The sequence below is a fragment of the Labrenzia sp. PO1 genome, from assembly GCF_012273635.1.
Taxonomy (GTDB): Bacteria; Pseudomonadota; Alphaproteobacteria; order Rhizobiales; family Stappiaceae; genus Roseibium; species Roseibium algicola.
Genome location: NZ_JAAXCR010000002.1, coordinates 773,785 through 795,117 on the forward strand (window position 1 = coordinate 773,785; position 21,333 = coordinate 795,117).

A 21,333-nucleotide genomic window follows, 5' to 3' on the forward strand; every position below is an offset into this window, starting at 1 on the left:
GCGCAGGTCGCGCCGGGAAGAGTGTGAAACAGTCCAGGCTTGCCGGGCTTATTCCGCGAGGGTCGACTTGACCATGTCCAGGATGTCCTGCGCCGGCAGACCGTTGGCGGACTGCTCTTCCACCCAGGCGGCCTGGATCGGACCGGCCTTTTCGGCAAAGGCAGCCAGTTCGGCATCGGAGAACTCGACCTGCGTCACACCGCGGCTTTCCAGTTCCGGCCACCACTTTTCGTAGACCTTGTCATAGGTCTCCAGGTAATGCGCCAGGGCCGGCTCAACCGAGCTGTCGAGAGCTGCCTTGAAGTCGTCCGGAAGGGCATTGTAAGCGTCGATGTTCACGATCACCGGGCACTGCACGGTTCCCGGGTTCAGGTTCTTGGTCCACCAGTTGGCGACTTCAACCACCTTGAACGACAGATGCGCATGCGGTGCGAAGCTTGCAGCCGCCACCGTGCCGGAATCAATCGCCTGATAGGTTTCCGAAGCGGTCACGGAGGTCGGCACCGCGCCGACAGATTCCATCAACTGGCCGATGCCGCCAAGGGCACGCACGCGCATGCCGTCAAAGTCGGAAATCGAGCTCGGCACATCGCCCTTGCCAGCAAAGTTGTACTGCGGCATCGGCGAAGGCATCAGAGCCTGAGCGTTCCAGCGGCCAAGGTCTTCCTTCACGGCGGGATGTTCATAGAGCTTCATCGATACCTTGATTTCCTGGTCAAGGTCCTTCACGCCCAGGAACGGCAGTTCCAGAACCGTCAAGCTCGGGTTCTTGTCCGGGTGATAGGAGGCGCAGATCTGCGCCATTTCGAACGCACCGAAGGAAATGCCGTCGAGATTCTCGCGAGACTTCGACAGAGCTTCACCGTACTGCAGTTTGATTTCGAACTTGCCGTCGGTCTTTGCGGCCACTTCTTCGGCCAGCTTTTCGACATGCTCGGTAAACGCACGGCGCTTGCCCCATAGCGACACGTTCCAGGTTACGTCGGCGGCGAAGGTTTCGGTGGCGAATACCAGAGACAGCGCAGCCGCGGATACAGCGGTTGCGGATTTCAGTGAAAAGAGCATGCAATCCTCCCAAGACGTTTGCTCATTTCCTTGACAGCTCGGCCTGAACACCTCCGCGCACAAGCCCGTGCCAAGTCGATGAGCCCGTAGCATGACCCGTGCCAGTTCTTGCTGGCAACACTTTCCGGCAGGAAATCGATGCTTCTTTCCGCCCTACCCTCCATTTGCTGCAGTGCACCTCGGCAAGATCTTGCCGATAGCCCGATACCCTCGGCGGATTTCCGCCGGTTCGGGTTGATGTCGGGAACTTGTCTGCCAGCTTCGAACCGCCGTCTCATTTCCCGATTACCTCCATCCTGAGGAGGACCATCAGGTCTATATCGAAGGATGCGCAGCACACTCGGGAGCAAACGGCCCGTCCTTCGAAACAGCGCTTACGCGCTTCCTCAGGATGAGGCTGGATGTTGGGGCATCGCTCGGGTGAATGCTCTCAGGAATGCCTATCCCTCGACAGTCTCGGCATTCGCCTGATCGCGGCTGAGGCCGAGGCGAGTCATTTTTTCGTTGAGCGTTCGCCGCGGCAGGTTGAGTTCCTGCATCACGTCGGCCATCCGCCCACCGTGACGACGCAAGGCACCTTCGATCAGGTTGCGCTCATAGGCGTCCATCAGCTCCTTCAGGCCACCTCCAACGGGAACCGGTCCCGTTTCCCGCTGGCCGGTCACCAGTTCTTCCAGCGGCTGCGGCGTGACTGGTGCGTTGAGCACGAAGCGCTCGGCGGCATTGCGCAGCTCCCGGACGTTTCCCGGCCAGCCATAGGTTTGAAGGAAAGCCTCGTCGCGGGCGCTTGTGGCCGGGGCATCCAGACCGTACTGGACGGCGAAGCGGTTCAGGAACGTGTCGAACAGCAGGAGCGCATCACGGCCTCGTTCGCGCAGTGGCGGTACCCGCAGTTCAATCGTATTCAACCGGAAGAGCAGGTCCTCGCGCAGCCGTCCGCTGCGCACTGCTTCCCTGGGGTCGACATTGGCGGCGCTGACCAGACGGATATCGACATCGACGGGTCTTGTGCCGCCGATACGGTCTACCTTTTTCTCCTGCAGCACGCGCAACAGCTTTGGCTGCAACGCCAGCGGCATGGAGACGATCTCGTCCAGGAACAGGACGCCGCCACTGGCCGCCTCGATCCTTCCTGTCCTTTGCTTGTCTGCACCGGTGAAAGCGCCGGCCTCATGGCCGAACAGTTCCGCTTCCACCATAGCCTCCGGCAGGGCTGCCGCGTTGATCGCCATGAAAGGCCCGTCCTTGCGCGGGCTGAAATCATGCAATGCCTGGGCAATCACTTCCTTGCCTGTGCCGGTTTCACCGGTAATGAGAACCGCAGCATCCGTTGCAGCAAAATGCAGGATCTGCTGGCGCAGGGCCTGCATGGCGGGGCTATTGCCGATCAGGCGGCTTTCCAGACCCGCGCTATCGAGCAATTGCGTGCGCAGCGAACGGTTCTCCAGAACAAGCGCACGCCTGTCACACGCCCGGCGAACCACGTCGGCAATCAGATCTGGATCGAACGGCTTTTCCACAAAGTCATAGGCCCCGGCCCGCATCGCCTCGACTGCCATCGGCACATCGCCGTGACCGGTAATCAGCACCACTGGAAGATCCGCGTCGAGCGCCCCGATCCTGCACAAAAGCGAGACGCCGTCTTCCCCGTCCAGCATCACATCCGAAACGACGCAACCCCGGAATTCGGCGGACAATCTGGCAAGCGCCTGACCTGCCGTTGCAACTTCATGGGTTTCAAAACCTGCAAGTCTTATCCATTGACGCAGGGCCGCGCGCATGGACGGATCGTCGTCGACGATGAGAACTGGAATCTTCTGGGAAAGGTCGGTCATTCTGCGGCTTCTGGTTCCCGTTCGGTCCTGGTGCCGGAGGCCCTGTCACCGGCGCTGTCACTGGCTCTTTCACTGGCTTTCTCGCCGGACAAGGCAGGCAGACGCAATTCGAATATCGCACCTTTGGGGGTGTTTGCGCGCACTGACAAGCTGCCGCCAAGGTCCTCCGCCAGCCGCATGGATATGGCAAGGCCGAGCCCCATGCCTCCGCTGCTGGTCTTGGTGGAAAAGAACGGGTCGAAGATCCGTTCCTTCAGGTCCTCCGGGATGCCGGGGCCGTTATCGGAAATTGCCAGCACCAGCTCTGTCCCTTGCCGTTCCGCGTGTAGTTTGACTTCACCGGCCTCTTCGCCCGCCGTTGCATCGGCACCGTTGCGCAAGAGATTGACCAGGATCTGCTCGATCCTGAGCGGTGCGGTTTCCGCCTCCAGCGGATCGGTTGGAAGGTCCAGTTTCAAAAGGCAGCCGGTCTCTTCAAACCGGGGCCGCACGATCTTTTCAGCGGTCCGGACACTTTCTGTCAGGTCAATCTTCTCGATACGGCTTTCACCAGGCCGCGCAAAGCGCTTCAGTTCTTGCGTGAGGCTGGCCATGCGCATCTGCAGGGAATCGATTTCGTCAAGGTTTTCCGAGGCGGTTTCCGTGTCGCCCTTTTCCAGGAACTTGCGTGTTCCGGCAACGAACATGCGCAAGGCTGCCAGCGGCTGGCTGAGTTCGTGGACCACTGCCGCGGACATTTCGCCCACAGCCGCCAGACGGCTGGAGCGGGCAAGGCCGCGCTGTGCTTCCAGAAGCTCTTTCTCGACACGTCGCCGTTCCTGAATCTCCTCCACCAGACGAGTGTTCAGCTCTTTCAGTCCGGCCGATTCCTGACGCAGCAACGCAGAGGCCTTACGCAGACGCCGACCGCGCAGCACAAGGACAATGACCGCATAGACAAGGCAGAGCGAAATGGTTGCCGCCCAGATCGGCAGCACGCTCTTGCGGGTCTCTTCCACCGGGACCAGGAAATGCAGGGTCCAGCCAAGCAGGCCGACATCCGCCGAATTGTGCCGGTAGTTCTTGCCGTCGATGACGAGCTGCTGTCTTTCCTGATCCAGACTATCGCTGACCGGGGACAATTCCCGACCGGCATACTGGCGCGTTGCCTCGATCATCTGGCGCACCTCCTGCGGCAGCGTTGTCAACGTCCGGTAGCGCCAATCGGGCTGGCTCGACAGAAAAATCACGCCATTGTCGTCAGAGGCAAAGACGGTCTCACCGCCTTCGGCCCAGGCTTCTTCCAGGGGGCCCATGTCCACCTTGACCACAGCCACACCAACCGGCTTGCCGCTGACCGGCGTCGGCCGTGCCAGGAACAGGCCCGGCTCGTCCGAGGTCGCGCCGATTGCAAAGAACCGGCCTTCCTCGCCTTCAATGGCGGCTGAGAAATAAGGCCGGAAACCGTAGTTGCGGCCGACCAGCGACAAGTCTTCCTGCCAGTTGCTTGACGCCAGGGTCGTGCCTTCGGCATTCATGACATAGAGCAGATCCACGCCGGAATTTTCGGCCATTTCCTGCAGGAACCGATTGGCGCTTTCCGACGGCTGGCCAAGGCCCAGCGCTGACGTTGCGCGGGGATCCCGTGCAATCATGTAAGGCAGATAGCGGTACTTCTGGTATTCGCCCAAAATCGTCTGGCGATAAAGCGTCAGCCGCTCGGCGGCCTTCCTGTCAACGCTGTCCTCATCCAGCTCCATGAAGAGCTGAACCAGCATGAAGGCGACAGCCACGAGCAGGAACGGTGGCAGGGCCAGATAGAACCAACGGTTTGACATGGCTCCATATTGCGCATTTTTTTCATTCCCGCCACCCGACCGGCTATCAGAACAAGTTGGTGACATTGATGCGCGTCAAGGACTCACCACATTCAGACCTATAGATTTTTAACGAGGCTGGTTCGATGACATGATACCGGCCGCAGGAGGGATATATGCCTATCAAAGATATTTTGACCGTTCTGGATCTCGCAGGTGACCAGCCGGCCGCCAAATACGCCCTGGAATTCGGCCGAAACTACGATGCCCATGTCACCGGACTGGCGGTGTCGTTCGAGCCGGTCGTTCCCGCATTCGCGGCCGCGCCGATGCCGGTCGACTATTTGCAGGCAGCGCACGAACAGGCAGTTGCCGCAGCCACCGAGGCCAAGAAGGAATTCGACGAGCTGGCCCGTCTGGCAGGTGTGAAGAGCGAAAGCAGGCTCGCGGAAATCCTCACCGGCGGCCCCCTGGAAAACGTGCTGGTTCATTGCCGCCCGACAGACCTGGTAGTCATCGGTCAGGCCAATCCGGACAAGCCGGAGCCGATGCGTGAGCTCTTGATCGAGACCGTCCTGTTTGAAAGCGGCGTACCGGTTCTGCTTGTACCCTATATCGGCAGCAAATCCTTCCAGCCGAAGAACGTGCTGGTTGGCTGGGACGGCAGCTCCACCGCGACACGGGCCATCCATGCGGCTCTGCCCGTTCTGGAAAAGGCGGAGAAGATCACGGTCCTGGTCGTCGAGAAGAAAGCCACCAAAGCAACCGGCCAACCGGGTGCCGACGTCGCCAACTATCTGGCGCGCCACAACATGGATGTCACCGTCGAGGTTGTCACCAACCCGCAAGCCGGCATTGCCGACACGGTGCTCAACCATGTCTCCGACAATAGCAACGACTTGGTCGTGATGGGCGGTTACGGCCACAGCCGCATGCGTGAATTCCTGTTCGGCGGGGCAACCCGGGAAATCCTGGAAGCCATGACCGTACCGGTTCTGATGGCCCATTAAGCCACCGGCGCACACTCGATCGCCGAGATTTTGCGATGCATGAAGCCCGCGAACCTGACACACTCCGGTCCGCGGGCTTTTTTTGACCGGAAAACATGATGAAACTGCAGGCTCTAAACACCGGCAAGGCCGGACGCTCGTCTGCAGCCACCCTGTTGTTTTTCGCTTCTTGTTCGTGAATTTTGCGACGCGCGACCTAGGTTCGTTTCAGACGCCTCGTTCCTTGCGGAGCTTTTCAAAGGATCGATCTCATGACCATTCGCAACCTCGACGGTTTCTTTGCGCCAGGATCGATAGCCATTATCGGCCCTTGCAGGCATCCGGGCGTTCTGACCAGCAAGTTGATTTCCTGCCTGCAGGATATCGAGGCCGGCCATCCGGTAACGCTCGTCGGGATCGATGAGGATGTCCCTTTCAAGGGCCGAAAGGTCGCTCGGCTGGCCGATCTGGAAAAAATGCCGGATCTGGCAATTTATCTCGCCAAAGCGGAAGCGCTGCCGGAAAAGATCCGGATCCTTGCTGCTGGCGGGACGAAGGCCGTGCTTATCCCTTCGCCCGGATTTGAAACCTGGCCTGAAGAGTTGCTTCAGGAGTGCCGCGAAGCCGCGCAGGCGACCAACTTGCGACTTATCGGACCAGGCACGCTTGGCCTTGCCGTTCCCGCCAGGGGACTTAACGCACTCCTCAGCGCGGAGCGCCCCGAAAAGGGGGAAGTCGCGTTTTTCGCTCGTTCCGGTGCCGTGCTCAATGCAACGCTTTCTTGGGCGAAGACCCACAATACCGGATTTTCCGCTGTCGTTTCTCTCGGCGCGCGGATGGACGTCGATATCAGCGACCTGATCGACTATTTCGCGCAGGACTATCATACCCGTGCGATCGTGCTTCACCTGGAAGGCATCGCGGTCCCGCGAAAATTCATTTCCGCCGCCAGGGCAGCTGCCCGCAGCAAGCCGGTGATCGTGATCCGCTCCGGCAAGAGCCGGGATACAGGCGGCTCGGGCAGAACCCACGCCGGGCGACTCGCACGGACTGACCGGGTCTATGAGACCGTGTTCCGCCGCACCGGCCTTTTGCGGGTGCATGATCTTGACGAGATGTTCGAGGCACTGGAAACCCTCTCCCACATTCGCGTTCCCCGCTGCGACAAGCTTGCCGTCATTGCGAACGGTCGCAGTCTTGCCAGTCTTGCCGTCGACAGGCTGATGGATCTGGGTGGCTCCTTCGCCGAGCTTGGCACCGAAACTCGAACAGCTCTTGAAGACACCAGCCGGAGCCACGCCGGCCTGTCGGTGACACCCGCTGCCGATGGTTCGGTAATCCTGAAGGAGAACGTGACACCGGAACAGATTACCGAGGCAATCGTCACGGTGTTGAAAGACCCGAATGTGGATGGTGCCGTCGTGCTTCAGGCTGCCAGTGCCTTCCAGCCCTTGTCGGCCATTGCAAAGGCAATTGCCGATGCGGCGGCGCTGGACAGGCGGCGCACCGGGCGGCGCAAGGCCCTTGTCGCCGGTCTTATCGGTGGTGATGGGGCAACGCGGGCAGCCCTTTCCGAAGCGCGCATCCCGAACTATGCCAGCCCGGCCGAAGCTGCCCGCAGCCTGATGCATCTGGCGCATGATGCGCAGGCGCGCGAATTCCTTATGGCGGCCCCGGCCAGCCTGCCCAGCACGTTTTCACCCGATGTTGCGCGGGCACGCGGCATTGTCACAGCGGCGCTTCAGGAAGACCGCACCTGGCTCAGCCCGCCGGAAGTGGTCTCCGTTCTGGAAGCATATGATCTGCCGATCATGGCAACCGCCATGGCGACAACGCCAGAGGAAGCCGGCAAACTGTCGGAGCCTTTCTTCAAGACCGCGGCTCATTGCGTTGCCAAGCTGATTTCGCCGGATCTGCCGTTCAAGTCGCGCATCGATGGTGTGCGGCTGGGGCTGGAAAGCCCTGAAGCCGTCCGTCACGCGGCACAAGAACTGATCGAAAAGACCAGACGGGACTACCCGGACGCCCGGATCGCCGGGCTCTCCATTCATCCGATGCTGGAAGACCGGCACGGGCTGGAACTTTATATGGGTGTTGCCGAAACACAGGACTTCGGCCCGGTCCTGGTGTTCGGCCATGGTGGTACCGCAATCGAGGAAAGCGAAGACGTCGCGCTGGAATTGCCGCCGCTGGATCTCAATCTGGCAGAAGCACTGATTTCCCGCACACGAATTGCCAGGCTTCTGGATGGCGGACCGGCGCGCCCGGCCCTCGACAAGGCAGCCCTTGCCCAGGCGCTGGTGAAACTCTCCCAGATCACCATCGATATTCCCGAGATACAGGAACTCGACATCAATCCGCTGGTTGCCCTGCCGAGCGGGCTTATCGGGCTCGATGCCCGCATGACGTTGTGCCATCCGGAAAAGCGACCGGGCCGTACCGGCAGTTCCCGCCTGGCCATCGCCCCCTATCCCCAGGAATGGGAACAGACACTTGAGTTGAAGGATGGGCACGAGATCTTCATCCGGCCCGTGCGCCCGGAGGACGAGGACCTGTTCAAGACGTTTTTCGAGCAGGTAACACCCGAAGACCTGCGCCTAAGGTTCTTTGCACCTGTGCGCGATTTCAGCCACAGGTTCCTGTCCCGGCTGACGCAGCTCGACTATGCCCGCGCAATCGCCTTTGCTGCCATCGAACCCAAAGACGGCAGCTTGCTCGGCGTCGTCCGCCTGCACGCGGATCCCGACCATCAAACCGGCGAATACGCGATCATGGTCCGCTCCGACCTGAAGGGACAGGGCCTCGGCTGGACCTTGATGAAACTGCTCATTCGCTACGCCAGGGAAGACGGCATCGAGGTCATCAAGGGCGAGGTTCTGAAGGAAAACACCTCGATGATCTCCATGTGCCAGTCGCTCGGCTTTTCTGTCGGCACTTCTCCGGACGATCCCGGCATAGCCCTCGTGACGCTGCCTGTGGCGGAAGTGCCGGAACAAATCTGAACGCGTTTCGCAGTCCGCAACGCATCTGATTTCCATTTGCCTGTCAGCACGCCCACATGGACGTTGCCCCAAACAAAAACGCTCCCCGCGAGGAGGAGCGTCCCGGGTGGATCATCTGTAGATGCTCAGTGCGTTGCGGCCATACCGAAAGACAACTGTCCACGGGCGTTCTTGTACCATTCGATGATCTTCTTGCGCTCGTCTTCTTCCATGAAGGAGACGTTGGCGGGCGGCATGGCGTTGGTGACGCCGGCCTGGAGGTAGATCTGCTTTGCAGCGCGCACGACGTCTGCCTTGGTTTCCAGATGCAGGCCCTTGGGTGCCCAGTGGATGCCTTCATAGAAGGGTTCGCGGGCGTGGCACATGCCGCAGCGGCCGGGAATGATGTTCATGACATCATCGATGCCTTCCGCATTGGCGAATACCTGTTCGGTCTGCGTCAACGGACGGGCATCCGACGCTTCCCAGGTATCCTGCTGGAGCGGTGCCATGGACAGCTGGATAATGGCCACGAACAAGATCGCCGTTGCCAGCCAGGTCCAGGTCGGTGCCGGAGCACCCGTGTGCTTGGTGTTGAAGTAATGCCGGATGGTGACCCCCATCAGGAAGACAAGGGCAGCAATCAGCCAGTTGTATTCCGAGGCGAACGCGAGCGGGTAGTGGTTGCTCAGCATCAGGAACACGACCGGCAGGGTCAGGTAGTTGTTGTGGGTGGAGCGCAGCTTGGCGATCTTGCCGTATTTTGCGTCCGGGGTACGCCCTGCCTTCAGGTCCGCCACCACAATCTTCTGGTTCGGAATGATGATGAAGAACACGTTCGCGGTCATGATCGTCGCGGTGAAGGCACCGAGATGCAGCATGGTGGCACGGCCGGTGAAGATCTCGTTGTACCCGTATCCCATGGCCACCAGCAGCGCGAACAGCAGCAGCATCAGCAGCGTCGGGCTTTCGCCGAGTTTCGACTTGCACAGCCGGTCATAGACCAGCCAGCCGATGGTCAGAGACCCGGCGGAAATCAGGATACCCTGCCACAGGGCAAGATCGGCCTTTGCCGGATCGATCAGGTAAAGCTCGCCGCCGACCCAGTAGACGACCATCAGGAGAGCCGCGCCGGACAGCCACGTGGAATAGCTTTCCCATTTGAACCAGACCAGGTGTTCCGGCATGTTTTCCGGGGCCACAAGGAACTTGCGGATGTGATAGAAGCCGCCGCCGTGGACTTGCCATTCCTCGCCATGGGCGCCCTTGGGCAGGTCCGGGGCTTTCTTCAGGCCAAGGTCCAGCGCGACGAAATAGAACGACGAGCCGATCCAGGCCATCGCCGTAATCACGTGCAGCCAGCGAACCGCAAAGGCGATCCAGTCCCAAATGATGGCAATGTCCAGCATTGCTTCCCCTCCAAATTCGTTTGACCCAAGCTAGCTCATGCAAGAATTTTCTGGTATCTCGGGATAATTCCGAGCAGTTTCAAAAAAATCGGAACAATAAACCGGCCCGGTTGGACATCCTCATGGCGTATCTGGAAAACATCCGAACCTTTCTGCGCGTTTACGAGCTGGGCAACATGTCCGCCGCCGCACGCGATCTGCGGATTTCCTCCGCCGTCGCGTCGTCGCGGGTGTCCCAACTGGAAGAGCACCTGAACGTTCGCCTGTTCCAGCGAACCACCCGAGCCCTCAGCCCGACAGAGCATGGCAACTTGTTCTATCGCGGTGCAACAAAAATAATCGAGGCGGTGGAAGAAGCAGAAGCGGAGATCAGCAATGTCACCCGTTCACCGCGCGGCACGCTGTTTGTTGCCGCCCCCATCGGCATGGGCCAGCGGCTGATCGCCCCGGCGATCCCGAAATTCAAGGAAGCCAATCCGCTGATCGACATTCGCCTGCGCCTGTCCGACCGCAAGGTCGACCTGACGGGTGAAGGTCTCGATGCCGCGTTCTTCCTTGGCCTGCCGGAAGATTCCAATCTCAAGATCCGCAAGATCGCCGATTGCGACCGGCTGCTTTGCGCCTCTCCGGAGTATCTCGCCCGCAAGGGCAACCCGAAAACAAGCGACGAGCTTGCCGCCGGCCGCCATGACTGCCTCAACATGCGTTATCCCGGTGCACCGGAATTCCAGTGGCCGCTGCAGACGGAAAATGGCGTCAAGCGCGTCGCAGTGTCCGGCCCGTTCGAATCCGACCATGGCGATGTCCTGACCGGCTGGGCGCTGGAAGGCCACGGCATCGTGCTGAAACCGGCGTTTGAAGTTGCCGACTATCTGGCTTCGGGCAAACTGGTGCCGGTGCTGGAAAACGAACCGCCGATCCCGGTGCAGATGGCCTGCCTTTACACGCACCGCCGCCGCCAGGACCCGAAAGTACGCCTCTTCCTGGATTTCATGGTGGCGCATATCCAGAAGTCACTTGCGGAGTTGGCAAACGCCCACTGAGGGCTAGCCGTCTCACCTCTTCACCAAGACCTCATGGAAGATCGCGGAGACCGGCGGCTCTCTCCACGAGTGCCTTGATCTCGGCACGCAAAACTTCAGCAAAGCTTTCCACCAGCAGGGAAAGCGGCCGGTTGGCCGGAGTAAGCAGCGACATGTTGAGAAAGCACTCCGGCTTGAAAGGCCGAAAGACCAGGCTGTTCTGGTCGCCGACCAGATGTGCCGGGCAGATACGCTACACTGGCTCTGTTGGAAACACAGACATTCGCCAACAGGCAGGCATCGCTGCGGCATTTGACCGGAGCGCTGCGCGGCGGGCGGCTGCTTGCCAAGAGGTTGGGACTACTCGCAGAAATCCGCAAGGCGGGCATTCCCCGCTACACCGGCGCATCGGCAATTGCCGTTGAGGGCAGGACGCAGGCCGAAACCATAAGCTTCACATTCGGAGGCAGAAGCCACAGGCTGGAGTGTGCAATGGTGCTACTGCCGTCGCTTGGCGTTACTTGAGTGCTTGCCAGCAAGACCTCAGACGCAAACATACGCCGGTGTTAATCCCTTTGAAGTCCCCCCGGGCGAGCAACGCGAGACCCGGGGTCTGCTCATTTCCAGAATTCAGGCGTGGTTCTGAATGCGCCCGCTTCAGCGAGCCGCCTCTTCGAGTAGACCCCGGATCTGCGCTGCGCTTGTCCGGGGTGACGGCCTTGGGGGGCGGGGCTTGAACGAAAACGGCGCTGCCGGCTATGGCAAACGAAACGTCTGCACGGTTGGCAAGGTATCCCAAAGCCTGTCCGGCAACAGGGACGATCTTCCAGCCCCCAGCCCCCAGCCTCCAGCCCCCTCATCCTGAGGAAGCGCGCAGCGCTGTCTCGAAGGATGGGCCGCTTGCTCCGGATTTGCCGCCAATAGTTCGAGGCATCGGCCAACCTCGGGATGAGCGATCCTCTCTGGCAAATTCACGGACAGAGTGTTGCTCGCCAGACACCCCTTGATCAAAATCCGTCGCAAGTTCAAGCCAATGTCCGGTGCAGTCCCCTCGCTTTGCTTCAGCTATCTTGCACCTGTCACCGATCCTTGAAATGAACACCCCATGATCGGCTACTCGTCCTACATCCTGTGCACCTCCCCCCGTAGCGGCAGCACGCTGCTCTGCAAGCTTCTGGCGGCGACGGGTGTTTCCGGGCATCCGGGCTCCTATTTTCACGAGCCGTCCCAGGAAGATTGGCTTGAGGACCTGAATGTCGATGTTGTGCCGGGGGAAAACGAGCAGGCGACGCTGCGACGCATCTTTGCGGCAGCAATCGAAAAGGGCACGCGGGGCAAAGGTCTTTTTGGCCTGCGGCTGCAGCGGCACAGCTTCGATTTCTTCATGAAACAGCTGGCCGTCCTTTATCCGGACGGTTCGAGCGATCTGACGCGTCTTGAAGCAGCCTTCGGCAAGACGCTGTTCATTCACCTGACCCGTGCTGACAAGATCGACCAGGCGGTTTCCTTCGTTCGCGCCGAACAATCCGGCCTCTGGCACAGGGCTCCGGACGGCACCGAGCTCGAGCGATTGTCGGAACCGCGCGAATTGCAATATGACGCCGCTGAAATCCGCGCTTGTCATGATCGCTTCACCCGGTTTGACCGCGACTGGCAAGCCTGGTTCGAAATCCAGGGCATTTCCCCACTTCAGATTACCTATGACGCGCTTTCTGCAGATCCGCAGGCCACGCTGAGACTGGTTCTTCAACGACTCGGCCTGGATGCGTCAGCAGCGGAGGGTATCGTGCCCGGCGTTGCCAAACTGGCAGATGCCACCAATGCCGACTGGGTGTCCCGTTTCCGCGCTGAGCTGGAGATCGACAGCGCCAGCTAAAGCCGCCTGTGTGAACCACCTACGCGGCCGCGCCGTATCCTTCTCGAAGAAGCACGCGTTTTGCAGCCGCCTTGGCCGCGGGCCAGGAATGCTGTTAAGCTGTTGATGCTTCGACGGGAAACAGACGGACGGGTGGTTTGATGAACCTCGAAAGTTTCGTTGCCGAACTTCAATCCTGGGCCACGCTGGCTCTCAGCTACCTGACTGCGCCCTGGTTTGCCTATCAGCTCGCCATCATCGTAGTTCTGTTCGGCCTGGCCAAGCTGCTGAGCCTTCGCGTCGAGCCGAGGCTTGAGGCCCGTGCACGTGAAATCAGAGGCCATCCGGGCCTGCTTCGTGTGGTGGTGGCCCTGCTCCGGCGGATCGAGTGGATCTTCTTCAGCCTGTTCCTGTTCATTGCGCTTACGGTGATGCGCAGCGTCACCTGGCCGAGCCGGAGCCATTTCATCGCGATCGCCCTGTCGCTGTCGCTCGCCTGGCTGTTTGTCTCGGTTCTGTCGAGGGTTATCCGCAACCGGCTGGTGGCAAGAACGCTCAGCTGGCTCGCCTGGATCTATGTTGCGCTGGTCATTCTGGGCTTTGATGACGAGGCCGGCACCTTCCTCGACAGTCTGGCATTGCCACTCGGCGAGATGCGGTTGTCCTTGCTGCTGATCCTGAAGGCGGTTCTCTTGCTGTTTGCAACCGTCTGGGTCGCGGTGGTCCTCGGGCGCTATTTCGATGAGCAGGTACAAAAGTCGGATGAGCTGACCCCGTCGATCCGCGTGTTGATCGGCAAGGTCGCCAAGTTCGGGCTGATCCTGGTGGCCGGAACGATCGCGCTTTCCTCCGTCGGTATCGATCTCTCCGCCTTCACCGTCTTTACCGGGGCGGTCGGCCTCGGTCTCGGGTTCGGCCTGCAGAAGGTCATTTCCAACTTCATTTCCGGCATCATCATCCTGCTCGACAAGTCGATCAAACCCGGCGACACCATCTCGCTCGAAGGCACCTTCGGCTGGATCCGCGAGTTGCGCGCCCGCTTCGTTTCCGTGGTAACGCGGGACGGACGCGAATATCTGATCCCGAACGAGGACTTCATCACCCACCGTGTGATCAACTGGTCCTTCAGCGACGAACTTGTCCGCCTTGACGTCAATTTCGGCGTCTCCTACGACGCCGACCCGCATGAAGTTTCAAAGCTTGCCATCGAAGCGGCGATGACGGTCGGCCGAGTGGAAGGCTCCCGCCGTCCGGTCTGCTGGCTTACGGGCTTCGGCGACAGTTCGCTCGACTTCGTCCTGCGTTTCTGGATCCGCGATCCGCAACAGGGCCTCACCAACGTGCGCGGTAAGGTGTTGCTGGCGCTTTGGGACACCTTCAAGGAAAACAACGTCGGCATCCCGTATCCGCATCGGGAGATTATCATGAAGAAGGAGACGGGCAATGGATTGCCTGCCGACGCGTTCCAAGAGGTCCACGGAAAGCAGAAAGAAATCGATTAGCCGGTAGCGGTTCAACCTTGTCCGGACGGGTGATCACCGATCGAAGCTATCGATAGCCCAGCTCAGCAAAAAACCTCATCCAGAGGAGGACCTTGGGTCTGTCTCGAAGGATGGGCCGCTTGTTTGGAGCAAGGGTCCCATCCTTCGAGACGCGAGCAGGCTCGCTCCTCAGGATGAGGTTGAAACTTTGGAAAGACACTCGAAACAGCGACTTTCCTCAACTCCCCCGATAGGTCGAATAGCTGAACGGCGAGACCAGAAGCGGCACGTGGTAGTGGGCTTCTTCCGACATGCCGAACCGCAGCGGCACCGTGTCGAGGAATTTCGGGTCCGGCAAAGCGATTCCAGCGGCGTCGAAATAGGCGCCGACATGGAACACCAGCTCGTAGGTTCCGGTTTTGAATTCGTCTTTCGGCAGGATCGGGCTGTCGGTGCGGCCGTCGTCGTTGGTTTCTAGGCTGCGGACGTAGGTCCTGTTGTCACCATCAATTGCATAAAGATCGATCTTGATGCCTTTTCCAGGGCAACCCTGGGCGGTGTCGAGCACGTGAGTCGTCAGGTAACCGGCCATCTTGGCCTCCTCCAAATGTCAGTTTGCGCGCATGATGCTGTGGGCCTCAATCGAAGGGCACCCGTGGTTCACAGGAAGCACTTTCTAAAAAGACGAGAAAGTCATGTCCATTATTCTGTTTTATAAGAAGACAACATGCCAGCCCTTGAATGAGGCATAGTCTTTGCTTGGTTCAAAACACGTTGGTATCACGAGGAGGTCCGTCTTGAATCGCTATTCCCGGAACATGCGTGGCTATGGTCAGAACCCGCCGGATCCAAAGTGGCCAGGCGGGGCCAGGGTCGCTGTCCAGTTCGTGTTGAATTACGAGGAAGGCGGCGAGAATTGCGTGCTGCATGGCGATGCGGCGTCCGAGGCGTTCCTGTCTGATATTCCGGGTGCGGCCCAGTGGCAGGGCAAGCGTCACTGGAACATGGAATCCATCTATGAATACGGCGCCCGCGCCGGTTTCTGGCGCCTGCACCGGCTGTTCACGCGGGCCGATATTCCGCTGACCATCTATGGTGTCGCTTCCGCTTTGGCCCGCAGCCCGGAACAGGTACAGGCAATGAAGGACGCTGGTTGGGAAATCGCCAGCCATGGCCTGAAGTGGGTCGAACACAAGGATATGCCCGAAGCAGAGGAACGTGCGGCCATTGCCGAGGCGATCCGCCTGCACACGGAAGTGGTCGGCAGTCGCCCGCTCGGCTGGTACACGGGCCGTTGCTCGGAAAACACCGTTCGCCTCGTCGCCGAGGAGGGCGGTTTTGCCTATATTTCAGACACCTATGATGATGATCTGCCCTATTGGCTGGATTCCGATGGCCGTGATCAGCTGATCATTCCCTATACGCTGGAAGCCAACGACATGCGCTTCGCGACGGCACCGGGATGGACGGATGGAGAAGATTTCTTCCTCTATCTGAAGAACGCCTTCGACATGCTTTATGAGGAAGGCACGACGGACACGCCGAAGATGATGTCCATCGGCCTGCATTGCCGCCTCGTCGGCCGTCCGGGCAAGATCATGGCGCTGAAGAAGTTCATCGATCATATCCAGGCTCATGAAGGCGTCTGGTGTCCGCGCCGCATCGAGATCGCAGACCATTGGGCCAAGACACACCCGCCGCAGAAGAGTCTTCGCCCCAGCCGCATGGAAAAAGCCGAGTTCGTCAAAACCTTCGGCGGCATCTTCGAGCACTCCCCCTGGATCGCAGAACGTGCCTTCGAGCTGGAACTCGGCCCGGCTCATGACTGTGCCGCCGGTGTTCACAACGCGCTGTGCCGCATGTTCCGCTCCGCAAGCGAGGAAGAGCGCCTCGGCGTTCTGACTGCCCACCCGGATCTGGCCGGAAAGCTGGCACAGGCAGGCCGCCTCACGGCGGAAAGCACCAACGAGCAGGCCAGCGCCGGTCTCGACATGCTGACCGACGAGGAACGCGAGACCTTTACCCGGCTGAACAATACCTACGTCGAAAAACACGGCTTCCCGTTCATTATCGCAGTGCGCGATCATGACAAGGCCTCGATCATGGCTGCCTTCCAGCGCCGGATCGACAACGACCGGGCGACCGAATTCAAGGAAGCCTGTCGCCAGGTGGAACGGATTGCCCAGTTCCGGCTCAAGGACCTGCTGCCGTGAGCCGTCTCATTGCCCCATCGATCCTGACCGCAGAGGCCTTCGCCCCCTATGGCGATGTTCTCGAGGTGGCGGGCGCACCCGACAAAATCATAAATCAGGGCATGTGCGGCCGTCATCATGACCGGGCGAAGCTCGACTTCGGCGAAGGCCGGGCAGGCATCAGCCTGTTCGATGCCAAGGCCCGGTCGTTTCCCTATGTCGTCGACATGGTCGAGCGACACCCGGAAGGCAGTCAGGCCTTCATACCGCTGGACGGTGTGCCGATGCTGGTTGTCGTCGCTGACGACGAGAATGGCCAGCCGGTCAACCTGAAGGCATTCATCAGCCAGCCCGGACAGGCGATCAACCTGTATCGCGGCACCTGGCACGGTGTTTTGGCCCCGCTCTGGCAAGCGGGCCGCTACGCGGTCGTGGACCGCATCGGGGAAGGAACCAACCTGGAGGAACACTGGTTTCCCGACCCTTGGACAGTGGAGGCCGACAACAAGGAATAAGCCTCCCTTTCAGAACGATCCCTGCCCGCTCAACGAGGCGGAGACGTTCACACGACCTTCAGAGGAGCAGAAATGTCTAATTCATCGATCGGATCTCCGGAGCAGCTCCGGGATCCCAATTTCACGCCACCGCTTTACAAGGCGATCCCGCTCGGCATCCAGCATGTCCTGGCCATGTTCGTCTCCAACGTCACACCTGCCATCATCGTGGCCGGTGCAGCCGGGTTCGGCTTCGGGTCCAATTCTCCCGACTTTCCCGAACTGCTTTATCTCATCCAGATGTCGATGGTCTTTGCCGGGGTCGCGACCCTGTTGCAGACGATCACCCTCGGCCCGGTCGGTGCGGCATTGCCGATCGTTCAGGGCACATCCTTTGCCTTCCTGCCGATCATGATCCCACTGGTTGCCGGCAAGGGGGTCGACGGTCTCGCGGCTCTGTTCGGGGGCGTGATCATCGGCGGTTTCTTCCATGCGTGCCTTGGCCTCGTCATCGGCAAGATCCGCTTCGCCCTGCCTCCCCTTGTGACAGGACTTGTGGTGACGATGATCGGTCTCGCGCTGGTTCAGGTGGGCATCCAGTATGCCGCCGGCGGCGTCCCCGCCATCGGCACGCCGGAATACGGCTCGCTGCTCAACTGGGCGGCCGCTCTGGTGGTAATAGTGGTGACACTCGGGCTGAAGTTCTTCGGCAGGGGCATGATGTCGGTCTCCGCGGTTCTGCTCGGACTGATCGCCGGTTACATCTTCGCCCTTGCCACCGGCATGCTGACCTTTGAAGCCGTCTCCACGTCCTGGGACCGTGCGGCCGTCTTTGCCCTGCCGCAGCCGTTCAAATACGGCTTCGAATTCTCGTTCGCGGCCGTGCTCGGCTTCTGCCTGATGGCCTTCGTTTCCGCGGTGGAAACCGTGGGCGATGTATCCGGCATCACCAAGGGTGGCGCCGGCCGGGAAGCGACCGACAAGGAAATCGCCGGTGCGACCTTTGCCGACGGTCTCGGCACGGCTGTCGCCGGTTTCTTCGGAGGTTTCCCGAACACCTCTTTCAGCCAGAACGTCGGCCTCATCGCCATGACCGGCGTCATGAGCCGCCATGTGGTGACCATCGGCGCGATCTTCCTGATCGTCTGCGGCCTGATCCCGAAGGTCGGCGCGGTCATCCGCACCGTTCCGATCGAGGTTCTCGGCGGGGGTGTCATCGTGATGTTCGGCATGGTTGTTGCCGCCGGTATCTCGATGCTGTCGGATGTGAACTGGAACCGACGCAACATGGTGATCTTCGCCATTTCGCTTTCCATCGGTCTCGGTCTGCAACTGGAACCGGGCGCCCTGCAGCACATGCCGGACACCGCACGTATCCTTCTGACCAGCGGCCTGCTGCCGGCAGCCCTGATCGCCATCGTCCTCAATCTGGTGCTGCCGGAAGAACTCTCCGACGAATCCACCGAAGAGGTTTCCGGCGGTCTCTCCGGCCACGGACGCGGCTCCCTGCCGAAGGAAGAAACCGCGTAAAGACAAGCCACACCTGTATGAGAAAGGGCCGCGTGAGCGGCCCTTTTTTATGACTTCTTGCACGTCATCCCGGACGCAGCGCAGCGGAAATCCGGGGTCTGTCGATATGCAACGTAAAAGACCCCCGTCCTCTGGGGCCCCGATCCCGGCTCGCACTTCGTTTGGCCGGGATGACGATGGAGGGGGTCTGCAGGGAAGAATTTCAGGCGTTTCAGCAGTTGGAAATTTCCCCCTCCGTCATTCCGGACAAGGGAGGCGCAGCCGGACGCAGATCCGGAACCCAGACATATTTCGCGCTGAAAAAGCGCCTCGATTTTTGAGAGGTGTTCGCTTTGCTCACGCTGACGCGCTGGGTTCCGGATCTGCGTGCAGCCAAGCTGTACTTGTGCGCAATGACAGGGGAGGAGAAATTGTGTCCCTACCGTCCCGCCATCAGCCGTGCCATGTCGATCATGCGGGCGGAAAAACCCCATTCGTTGTCGTACCAGCCGAAAATACGCACCTGGTAGTCATTGGCCTCGAGCGTTTCGGGCAGGTGTATGACGAGGGATTCCGGCCGCGCACGCATGTCCGTCGATACCACATGGTCCCGTACGAAGCCGATCACAGGATTGCCGGAAAAGATCTCGAGCAGCCTGGTGTTGAAGGGGGCCTTCACGGGCTGTGCCAGCGTCACTGTCAGGTCGACGGCGGAAACACTGATCGCGGGCACCCGGACGGCGGCACCGCTGATCTTGCCCTCAAGCTGCGGCAGAACCTTGCCGACCAGCTTGGTAGCGCTCGTGGTAGTCGGCACCATGGAGACGCCGCCGGCACGACTGCGCTCCAGCGGCCCCCTCGGGGCGTCCACCATCGGCTGACTGCCGGTGTAGCAGTGGATGGTGGTCATGTGCCCGCTCTTGATGCCGATAGCATCATCAAGACCGCGTAGCAGCGGAGCGAGGGCATTGGTAGTGCAGGAACCGTTGGAGACGATGCGGTGGTCGCCGAGCTGGTCTTCGTTGGCACCAAGCACCAGGGTGATATCGGCTGCCCTGGAGGGGCCTGAAATCAACACGTTGGCAGCGTCGGCTTTCAGGCCACGTTCCGCAATCTCACGCGTGTCAGCCTTGCCGGTGCATTCCAGCACCACGTCCACCTGGGAAAGATCAAGGAGAGACAAATCGGGTTCGGCGGAGAAGACGATCTCGCGTCCGTCTACCGTCAAGGTGCCCTCGCCCGCTGTTACTTCGCCCGGCCACGGGCCGAAGACGCTGTCATACTTGAAGAGATAGGCACAGGTCTCAAGCGGTGCGATATCGTTGATCCGCACCACCTCGATGCGTTCCGTTTCCGGAAGCTTCAGCACTTGACGCAAGAGGGTCCGGCCGATCCGGCCGAACCCGTTGATCACAATCCGCATTTTCCACGGTCCGTCTAGAAATCCACTTCGATCGCGACGCCCTTCTGGATTGCCAGATCGACCGCGGCGGATGCCACGGCAAGATCCTGAAGGCCGACGCCGGTACCGTCGAAGAGGGTGATATCGCTCTGCGACGTCCTGCCTGGATGATTACCATTAATGACCGCGCCGATCTCAATTATATTGTCCTCAGAGACAATTCCGCTGGCCACCGCATGCTGGCATTCACCGATCGTCGCTGACTGAGCGACTTCATCCGTGAAGAGCTTTGCCTTGGCAACAAGCGCAACATCGACTTCCTGTTTGCCCTTGGTATCGGTGCCCATGCACGCGATATGCGTGCCCGGCGAAACATGCTCTTCCATCAGGATCGGATCGAAGCTGGAAGTGATCGAGATGATCACGTCGGCTTCCGCACCCAGCCTGGCCAGATCGACAGATTCGTAGGGCAGACCGAGTTCGTTCGCCGTTTCCTCCAGACGCACCAGCATCTCCGGATGAAGGTTCCAGCCGAGGACCTTCTCGAAATCGCGCTGTTCGGCGGCGGCCCGCATCTGGAATGCGGACTGGTGGCCGGCTCCGATCATGCCAAGCACCTTCGCGTCCTTGCGTGCCAGATGCTTGATGGAAACCGCAGAAGCTGCCGCTGTTCTGAGGGCGGTCAGCAGGTTGCCGCCGACGACGGCCTTCGCCTTGCCGGTATCGGCATCGAACAGGAACACGGTCGACTGGTGGTTGGTCAGGCCCTTTGCCATGTTGCCCGGCCAGTAGCCACCGGATTTCAGGCCGAGTGCCAGCGAGGACCGGTCGAAGCCCGACTTGAACCCGTATAGCGCATCGGCATGGCCGATTGCCTCGCGAATAACCGGAAAATTATAGGCCGCCCCGCCCGCCATGGCGGCAAAGACGCTTTCGACAGCGTCAAAGGATTCCTGGCGGCCGATCAGGCCGGCGATTTCCTTTTCAGGAACGATGATCATGTGTGTCTCCAGCAAAACATCGTCTTCCCCCCCGACCTCATCCTGAGGAGGTGCGAAGCGCCGTCTCGAAGGATAGGCGGCTCGCTCGGAGTGTTTGGCCCATCCTTCGAGACGGGCTTGTCTGCCCTCCTCAGGATGAGGTGTTGGTGTTCGTTTGTGCACTTAATGCCAAACCCTCCATCGTCATCCCGGACGCAGCGTAGCTGAGATCCGGGATCGGTGAGCCGGGGCGTATCGGGTTAAACCCGAAGACCAGGTGGCTCTCCGGTCCCGGCTCGCGCTGCGCTTGGCCGGGATGACGA

The 21,333-nt window shown here is 60.3% G+C and carries 16 protein-coding genes; 8 read left to right on the forward strand and 8 right to left on the reverse strand.

Annotation, left to right across the window (positions count from 1 at the left end):
* Window positions 1-48: 48 nt before the first annotated feature.
* The 3 genes from HCG46_RS11470 to HCG46_RS11480 all read right to left on the reverse strand — a co-directional run bounded on the left by HCG46_RS11470 (window position 49) and on the right by HCG46_RS11480 (window position 4,717).
* Window positions 49-1,065 carry a C4-dicarboxylate TRAP transporter substrate-binding protein gene (locus HCG46_RS11470; protein ID WP_023002122.1) on the reverse strand — a complete coding sequence of 339 codons (1,017 nt, stop codon included), beginning with the start codon at window positions 1,063-1,065 and terminating at the stop codon, window positions 49-51.
* 440 nt (window positions 1,066-1,505) lie between these two features.
* Window positions 1,506-2,900, reverse strand: coding sequence for a sigma-54 dependent transcriptional regulator (locus tag HCG46_RS11475; protein ID WP_168686287.1), 1,395 nt, complete (start codon window positions 2,898-2,900; stop codon window positions 1,506-1,508).
* On the reverse strand, window positions 2,897-4,717 hold the full coding sequence (locus tag HCG46_RS11480) for an ATP-binding protein (RefSeq protein ID WP_168686289.1): 1,821 nt from the start codon (window positions 4,715-4,717) through the stop codon (window positions 2,897-2,899). The genes HCG46_RS11475 and HCG46_RS11480 overlap by 4 nt, the downstream gene beginning before the upstream one ends.
* A 155-nt stretch (window positions 4,718-4,872) precedes the next feature.
* Between HCG46_RS11480 and HCG46_RS11485 the strand changes: the two genes are divergently transcribed.
* Window positions 4,873-5,706, forward strand: a complete 834-nt coding sequence (locus HCG46_RS11485; protein ID WP_055657672.1) for a universal stress protein — start codon at window positions 4,873-4,875, stop codon at window positions 5,704-5,706.
* Between the two features lie 251 nt (window positions 5,707-5,957).
* Window positions 5,958-8,687 carry a GNAT family N-acetyltransferase gene (locus tag HCG46_RS11490; RefSeq protein ID WP_168686291.1) on the forward strand — a complete coding sequence of 910 codons (2,730 nt, stop codon included), beginning with the start codon at window positions 5,958-5,960 and terminating at the stop codon, window positions 8,685-8,687.
* 125 nt (window positions 8,688-8,812) lie between these two features.
* On the opposite strand, the gene HCG46_RS11495 is transcribed toward HCG46_RS11490, so the two are convergent.
* The gene (locus HCG46_RS11495; protein ID WP_055657666.1) at window positions 8,813-10,075 is read right to left on the reverse strand and encodes a urate hydroxylase PuuD; all 1,263 of its coding nucleotides are present in this window, start codon (window positions 10,073-10,075) and stop codon (window positions 8,813-8,815) included.
* 122 nt (window positions 10,076-10,197) lie between these two features.
* Between HCG46_RS11495 and HCG46_RS11500 the strand changes: the two genes are divergently transcribed.
* Window positions 10,198-11,118 carry a LysR family transcriptional regulator gene (locus HCG46_RS11500; protein ID WP_031269774.1) on the forward strand — a complete coding sequence of 307 codons (921 nt, stop codon included), beginning with the start codon at window positions 10,198-10,200 and terminating at the stop codon, window positions 11,116-11,118.
* A gap of 31 nt (window positions 11,119-11,149) precedes the next feature.
* On the opposite strand, the gene HCG46_RS28570 is transcribed toward HCG46_RS11500, so the two are convergent.
* The gene (locus HCG46_RS28570; protein ID WP_268257695.1) at window positions 11,150-11,272 is read right to left on the reverse strand and encodes a hypothetical protein; all 123 of its coding nucleotides are present in this window, start codon (window positions 11,270-11,272) and stop codon (window positions 11,150-11,152) included.
* A gap of 930 nt (window positions 11,273-12,202) precedes the next feature.
* Between HCG46_RS28570 and HCG46_RS11505 the strand changes: the two genes are divergently transcribed.
* Window positions 12,203-12,973 carry a Stf0 family sulfotransferase gene (locus tag HCG46_RS11505; protein ID WP_168686293.1) on the forward strand — a complete coding sequence of 257 codons (771 nt, stop codon included), beginning with the start codon at window positions 12,203-12,205 and terminating at the stop codon, window positions 12,971-12,973.
* A 140-nt stretch (window positions 12,974-13,113) separates the two neighbouring features.
* Entirely contained in the window at window positions 13,114-14,454 is a 1,341-nt protein-coding gene (locus tag HCG46_RS11510; RefSeq protein WP_168686294.1) for a mechanosensitive ion channel domain-containing protein, read from the forward strand.
* Between the two features lie 217 nt (window positions 14,455-14,671).
* Here the strand turns inward: HCG46_RS11510 and uraH are convergent, their stop codons facing one another.
* Window positions 14,672-15,025 carry a hydroxyisourate hydrolase gene (gene uraH, locus HCG46_RS11515; RefSeq protein ID WP_077290783.1) on the reverse strand — a complete coding sequence of 118 codons (354 nt, stop codon included), beginning with the start codon at window positions 15,023-15,025 and terminating at the stop codon, window positions 14,672-14,674.
* Between the two features lie 226 nt (window positions 15,026-15,251).
* Here uraH and puuE point away from each other — a divergent pair, with 226 nt between their 5' ends.
* From puuE to HCG46_RS11530, 3 genes are all read left to right on the forward strand, one after another.
* Window positions 15,252-16,646: an allantoinase PuuE gene (gene puuE, locus HCG46_RS11520; RefSeq protein ID WP_209009475.1), complete on the forward strand. Its 1,395-nt coding sequence runs from the start codon at window positions 15,252-15,254 to the stop codon at window positions 16,644-16,646.
* On the forward strand, window positions 16,643-17,140 hold the full coding sequence (locus HCG46_RS11525) for an ureidoglycolate lyase (RefSeq protein WP_023002142.1): 498 nt from the start codon (window positions 16,643-16,645) through the stop codon (window positions 17,138-17,140). Before puuE ends, HCG46_RS11525 begins: the two co-directional genes overlap by 4 nt.
* 72 nt (window positions 17,141-17,212) lie before the next feature.
* Window positions 17,213-18,649 carry a nucleobase:cation symporter-2 family protein gene (locus tag HCG46_RS11530; RefSeq protein WP_168686298.1) on the forward strand — a complete coding sequence of 479 codons (1,437 nt, stop codon included), beginning with the start codon at window positions 17,213-17,215 and terminating at the stop codon, window positions 18,647-18,649.
* A gap of 418 nt (window positions 18,650-19,067) precedes the next feature.
* On the opposite strand, the gene HCG46_RS11535 is transcribed toward HCG46_RS11530, so the two are convergent.
* Together HCG46_RS11535 and bhcD are read right to left on the reverse strand one after the other, a co-directional pair.
* Window positions 19,068-20,051 carry a glyceraldehyde 3-phosphate dehydrogenase NAD-binding domain-containing protein gene (locus tag HCG46_RS11535; protein ID WP_168686300.1) on the reverse strand — a complete coding sequence of 328 codons (984 nt, stop codon included), beginning with the start codon at window positions 20,049-20,051 and terminating at the stop codon, window positions 19,068-19,070.
* 14 nt (window positions 20,052-20,065) lie between these two features.
* The gene (bhcD, locus tag HCG46_RS11540) at window positions 20,066-21,031 is read right to left on the reverse strand and encodes an iminosuccinate reductase BhcD (protein WP_023002146.1); all 966 of its coding nucleotides are present in this window, start codon (window positions 21,029-21,031) and stop codon (window positions 20,066-20,068) included.
* Window positions 21,032-21,333: the final 302 nt, after the last annotated feature.

What these genes read in the sequence shown, in the direction of transcription:
- HCG46_RS11505 (WP_168686293.1), top strand. Translation starts at nt 12,203, where the DNA reads ATGATCGGCTACTCGTCCTACATCCTGTGCACCTCCCCCCGTAGCGGC.
- HCG46_RS11535 (WP_168686300.1), bottom strand. Translation starts at nt 20,051, where the DNA reads ATGCGGATTGTGATCAACGGGTTCGGCCGGATCGGCCGGACCCTCTTG.
- HCG46_RS11495 (WP_055657666.1), bottom strand. Translation starts at nt 10,075, where the DNA reads ATGCTGGACATTGCCATCATTTGGGACTGGATCGCCTTTGCGGTTCGC.
- HCG46_RS11530 (WP_168686298.1), top strand. Translation starts at nt 17,213, where the DNA reads ATGTCTAATTCATCGATCGGATCTCCGGAGCAGCTCCGGGATCCCAAT.
- HCG46_RS11490 (WP_168686291.1), top strand. Translation starts at nt 5,958, where the DNA reads ATGACCATTCGCAACCTCGACGGTTTCTTTGCGCCAGGATCGATAGCC.
- uraH (WP_077290783.1), bottom strand. Translation starts at nt 15,025, where the DNA reads ATGGCCGGTTACCTGACGACTCACGTGCTCGACACCGCCCAGGGTTGC.
- puuE (WP_209009475.1), top strand. Translation starts at nt 15,252, where the DNA reads ATGCGTGGCTATGGTCAGAACCCGCCGGATCCAAAGTGGCCAGGCGGG.
- bhcD (WP_023002146.1), bottom strand. Translation starts at nt 21,031, where the DNA reads ATGATCATCGTTCCTGAAAAGGAAATCGCCGGCCTGATCGGCCGCCAG.
- HCG46_RS11485 (WP_055657672.1), top strand. Translation starts at nt 4,873, where the DNA reads ATGCCTATCAAAGATATTTTGACCGTTCTGGATCTCGCAGGTGACCAG.
- HCG46_RS11500 (WP_031269774.1), top strand. Translation starts at nt 10,198, where the DNA reads ATGGCGTATCTGGAAAACATCCGAACCTTTCTGCGCGTTTACGAGCTG.
- HCG46_RS11470 (WP_023002122.1), bottom strand. Translation starts at nt 1,065, where the DNA reads ATGCTCTTTTCACTGAAATCCGCAACCGCTGTATCCGCGGCTGCGCTG.
- HCG46_RS28570 (WP_268257695.1), bottom strand. Translation starts at nt 11,272, where the DNA reads ATGTCGCTGCTTACTCCGGCCAACCGGCCGCTTTCCCTGCTGGTGGAA.
- HCG46_RS11475 (WP_168686287.1), bottom strand. Translation starts at nt 2,900, where the DNA reads ATGACCGACCTTTCCCAGAAGATTCCAGTTCTCATCGTCGACGACGAT.
- HCG46_RS11480 (WP_168686289.1), bottom strand. Translation starts at nt 4,717, where the DNA reads ATGTCAAACCGTTGGTTCTATCTGGCCCTGCCACCGTTCCTGCTCGTG.
- HCG46_RS11510 (WP_168686294.1), top strand. Translation starts at nt 13,114, where the DNA reads ATGAACCTCGAAAGTTTCGTTGCCGAACTTCAATCCTGGGCCACGCTG.